The 4737-nt window shown below is 66.6% G+C and carries 4 protein-coding genes; all 4 read right to left on the reverse strand.

Going from position 1 to position 4737, the window contains the following annotated elements; all coding sequences use genetic code 11:
• On the reverse strand, positions 1-619 hold a 619-nt coding region (locus ABF648_RS11820; protein ID WP_415632446.1), incomplete at its 3' end, for a hypothetical protein.
• Positions 616-2355, reverse strand: a complete 1740-nt coding sequence (locus tag ABF648_RS11825; RefSeq protein WP_415632447.1) for a nickel-dependent hydrogenase large subunit — start codon at positions 2353-2355, stop codon at positions 616-618. The genes ABF648_RS11820 and ABF648_RS11825, both read right to left, overlap by 4 nt.
• A complete protein-coding gene (locus ABF648_RS11830; RefSeq protein WP_415632448.1) occupies positions 2352-3716 on the reverse strand; it encodes a hydrogenase small subunit in 1365 nt (454 codons plus the stop codon). The genes ABF648_RS11825 and ABF648_RS11830 overlap by 4 nt, the downstream gene beginning before the upstream one ends.
• A gap of 19 nt (positions 3717-3735) precedes the next feature.
• Positions 3736-4620 carry a hydrogenase nickel incorporation protein HypB gene (hypB, locus tag ABF648_RS11835; RefSeq protein ID WP_415632449.1) on the reverse strand — a complete coding sequence of 295 codons (885 nt, stop codon included), beginning with the start codon at positions 4618-4620 and terminating at the stop codon, positions 3736-3738.
• Between the last annotated feature and the right edge of the window lie 117 nt (positions 4621-4737).

Consider the following 4737-nt stretch of genomic DNA (forward strand, 5'->3'; position numbering starts at 1 on the left):
CCCCCCCACCCCCCCCCCCCCCCCCCCACCCCCCCCCCGCCCCCCGCGCCGCCCGCGCGCGCCGGCCCGCCGACGCGCCGCGGCGCCCGCCGCCCCCGCAGGCGCGGGCGGCCGCCCCGCCCCCCCCCACCGAACTCCCCCGCCCCCGCCGGCGTGCCGCGGCGCGGGCGCGGGGCCCCCCCCCCCCGCCGAGCACCCGCCGGCCCCGCCGCTCGGCATAGGCGACGTTCTTCTTCAGCACCGTGCGGTCTTCACGGCCGATCCTGACCGCGCCGAGCACTTCGGCGAAGTCACCGCGCATGATGACGACATCCTCGTTGCGCCCTTTGGCGATGGGGAAGTCGTGGACACGCACCAGCGTGAATCGGCGAGCCTCGCAGGCTGGATCAACATCGGCGGCATCGACCACTGGGATCGAAATCTCGGGAAGCTGGACGCTCAGTGCCCGCCGCGCCGCGATGGCCACTTCATCGTCGGTGTCAACAGGTGCCGCCGCGATCGCGGCCATGACCCTGGCCTCGGTGATGTGACCGACGCTGAACGGATAGCCCATCTGGATGGGCGCCTGTGCTGCCTCTTCGGTTGATCGCTCGTCGGCGAGCTGTTGCATCTCGGTCATGACGTCACCACATTCAATTCGGTTCCCGCGGGATCGAGCACGTGCACGCCACAGGACATGCAGGGATCGAAGGAGTGGATGGTGCGCAGCGGCTCCAGAGGCTCATCGGGGTTCGCCAGCGGGTGCATGCCGGTGCCGCCGAGGGATTCCTCATAGGGGCCCGGCGTGCCCGTGGCATCCCGGCCGCCGGCCAGCCAGGTGGTGGGCACCACGGCCTGGTAGCGGGAGACTTTTTCGTCGTCGATGCCCACCCAGTGACTCAGGTTGCCGCGCGGCACCTCGAGGAAGGAGAAGCCCGCGCAATGCTTGGGCCAGGAACTGGGTTCCCATCGGGTGGCGTCGAAGACATTCGTGTCGCCGGCCTGGATGTTCTTCACGAATTCGGGATAGACCGATTCCGACAGGATCTGCGCGACCACTGAGCAGTCGATGGCCCGAGCCAGCGTCCGTCCGGCCGTGGAGTTGAACTGTTCGAGGCTGATGCCGAGTTTCGTGCGAGCGGCCTCGACAGCCTTGCCCGTCACCTCATGGCCCTGCGCATTCGCCAGCAGAAGGCGCGCCACCGGGCCGACCTGCATGACGTGGCCGTCATAGCGTGGTGCCTTGCACCACGTGTACTCCTTGCTGTCGGCAAGCCATTCATACGGCGGTCTGGGCCCCGTGTAGTTCACGATGGTCTCGCCTTCGGCGGGGTACAGGCCGATGTCACCACCGTCATAGCGCATCCATGCGGAGCTGACCCATTCGGCCACCTTGGCGGGGTCGAAGTCATGCACCGTGTGCAGGTCACCGTCCAGCAGGACGCCGGGCTTGACCGCACCATAGGGCGAGGTGAGCGTCGACGCGGCCGGATTCCCGGCAAAGCAGGCACCGGCCAGCCCGACCGCGAAGAAATTCGGCTGAGCCGCACCGATGTCGAAGTAGTCCTTGTAGACGCCCATGATCGCCATGGCATCGGGCACATAGCAGTTCTGCACGAACTCCACGCACTCATTGACCCACCCGCCGACCTCGTCGAGCTGCGTCTGGTTGATCGAGCCATTGCCCTTCGGGTCGATGCTGCAGGCCATGCCGCCGACCAGGAAATTGGGGTGCGGATTCTTGCCACCGAAGACGGTGGCGATCCGAATCATCGAACGCTGGAATTCCAGGGCGTCGAGATAGTGAGCAACCGCCATCAGATTCGCCTCCGGCGGCAGACGGTAGTCGGGATGGTCCCAGTAGCCGCCGGTGAAGACGCTCAGCTGACCTGCCTTGAGGATGCCGGCGACGGTGTCGCGCACCTCGGTCATCCGCTGCAGGGTGTTGCCCTTCCAGGTGGAACCAATCGACTCGGCGAAGGCGACTGCTTTGGCGGGATCGGCGGTCGCAGCAGAGGGAACGTTCACCCAGTCGAAGGCGTGCAGATGGTAGAAGTGGATGACGTGGTCCTGGATGTTCTGCGAGCCCAGGATGAGGTCTCTGATGAGCCTGGCCTGCCGTGGAGGCTGCGAGCCGATGGCATCCTCGACGGCCACTGCCGAGGCGATGGCATGCACCGCGGTGCACACTCCGCAGATTCGCTGGGCGAAGGCCCAGGCGTCACGCGGATCGCGCCCGCCGATGACGGTCTCGATGCCCTTGAACTGCGTGGTCTCGCTCCATGCCTTGGAGATGGAGTTCCCCTGGGTCTCCAGCTCGATTCTCAGATGACCCTCGATGCGGGTCAGCGGATCGATCACCACTCGCTGGGTCATTTTTCGCTCCCCTCGTCGGAGGCTTCATCGTGGCGTGAATCGGAGGCCCCGGCCGGACCATCCACCGGGTTGCTCCCCTGGTCGTCCTTGACGTCACTGGCGGGACCGGTCTGGCCTCCGGTGCGTTCACCGGTCGGTTGCCAGACACGCTCCGCGTCGCCGAAGGCCTGGATCGGTGCGCTCGCACGGTCGCCACGGTGGGTGAAGGCCGACTTGGCGGCGGTGAGGCCGGCATGGCCCAGCACCCCGGCTGTCGCGACACCGAGCAGGCCCCAGCCGACCTGCTGGGGGCTCAGCTCGACACCATCTGCGCCGATCCGTGGCAGCGCCTGATAGAAGGGCGTGTAGCGGTCGAAGAAGTCCTTTTCGGTGCATCCCAGGCACGGATGCCCGGCCTCGACTGGCCAGCTGGTGTGCAGATTCCACTGGATCGTCGGGCAGGGACTGTAGGTGCTCGGCCCCTTGCACCCCGTCTCGTAGAGACACCAGCCCTCCCGGGCGCCCTCATCGTCGAAGGTGCGCACGAACTGACCCGCGTCGAAATGCGACCGCCGCTGGCACTTGTCGTGGATGCGCTGCCCATAGGCGAACAGCGGCCTGCCCTCACCATCGGTCTTCGGCAGCGCACCGTCGTGGGTGAGCAGGTAGGCGACCGTTGCCGTGATGACCTCACCGATCGGCGGGCACCCTGCGACGTTGATGACCTTCTTGTCGGTGATGATCGAGTCGACGCCCACCGCGCCAGTCGGATTGGGCCTGGCGGCCTGTACCGACCCCCACACGGCGCAGGCACCGACAGCGAGTACGGCAGTGGCGCGCTCGGCGGACTCGCGGAGCACCTGCTCTGCGGACTTGCCGCCGATCGTGCAAAACGCACCGTTCTCACCCTTGGGAATGGAACCGTTCACCACGAGGATGTGCGGTTGCGCATTGGCGTCGGCCAAGGCCTTGTCAGCCGCCTGTCCCGAGGGCGCCATCAGGAGCTCGTTGTAGTCGACCGAGAGCAGCTGGAGCACCAACTCCTCAATCGTGTCGGTGCCCGAGCGGATGGTGCTCTCCATGCAGCCCGTGCACTCCTGGAGCTGCAACCAGACGACATTGGGCTTGGTCACACCGCCCAGCTTGTCGGCGATTCCGGCTGCAGTGGTGTCTTCGGCGGAAGCCTCGGGCGCCCCACCCGCCAGCCCCAGCGTGCTGGTGGCGAAGATCGCGGCCAGTCCCCCGCAATAGGCCAGGAAATCGCGGCGCCGGACTCCCGCCCTCGCGAGATTCTCGCCCAGCGTCGGTTCCTGCCAGCCGTCGACGCCGAAATTCATGCACATGACCGTCCACTCGGCAAGCCGTAGCGGCCCGGGATCCACCGTGAATCCGTTGCAGAAATTACTCTGCGGCGACACCTGTCTCGACGCCGGGTTCCAGAAGGGCGCATCCTTCGAGCAGCCAGGACACCCAGGCATCCACACCATCCCCGGTCTTGGCGGAAAGCTCGAACACTTCGGCATTGGGATTCACCTGATGCAGATTGTTCATGAACAGCTCGCGATCGAAATCCAGATAGGGCGCCAGGTCGATCTTGTTGACCACCACCGCTGCCACCGAGCGGAACATCACCGGATACTTCAGTGGTTTGTCCTCACCCTCGGTGATCGAGTACACCATCGCCTTGCGGTGCTCCCCCACGTCGAACTCAGCCGGGCAGACGAGATTGCCGACATTCTCGATGACGACCAGGTCGAGAGCAGCGAGATCCAGCCCGCCCAGTGCATTGGCGACCATCGGCGCATCAAGATGGCATTCGCCACCGAAACCGTTTCCGGTGTTGAGCAGCGATATCTGGGCTCCGAAGCCCCCAAGCCTCTCGGCGTCCAGCGGAGTTTCGATATCGCCCTCCACGATGCCCACTCTCACCTGGTCGCGCAGCGCCTCAAGGGTGCGCGCCAGCAGGGCGGTCTTGCCTGAACCCGGCGAACTCATCAGATTGACCGCAGTCACCCCAGCGGCATCCAGCGAAGCCCGATTGGCAGCGGCGAGCCGATCGTTCTCGGCGTAGATGTCCTCCAGGATTTCGATGCGCTCGCGCCCAGTCTGGTAGCCGGAGTGGTCGCCGATGATCTCCTGGCTGGCGGGAGAGGCCTCGTGATCGTGGGAGTGCTGGTGATCGTGGGAGCGCCCGTGACCAGGCTCGCCGTGCTCGTGCATGTGTCCCGACTCGTCGTGCTCGTGCGAATGCCAGGTGCCGTCATCGTGGCGATGGAAACGACCCATCGTGTTCTCCTCTTCTTGTCCCGGGGGGCCGGCGGGGGGCGGCCGCCCCCCGCACGAGAGGCCCCGCGGCGGCGGGGGGGGGGGCCGCACGCCCCAGTTGCCAAGCTGCCCGGCGGC

The organism is Propionibacterium sp. (assembly GCF_047719395.1).
Classification (GTDB): Bacteria; Actinomycetota; Actinomycetes; order Propionibacteriales; family Propionibacteriaceae; genus Propionibacterium.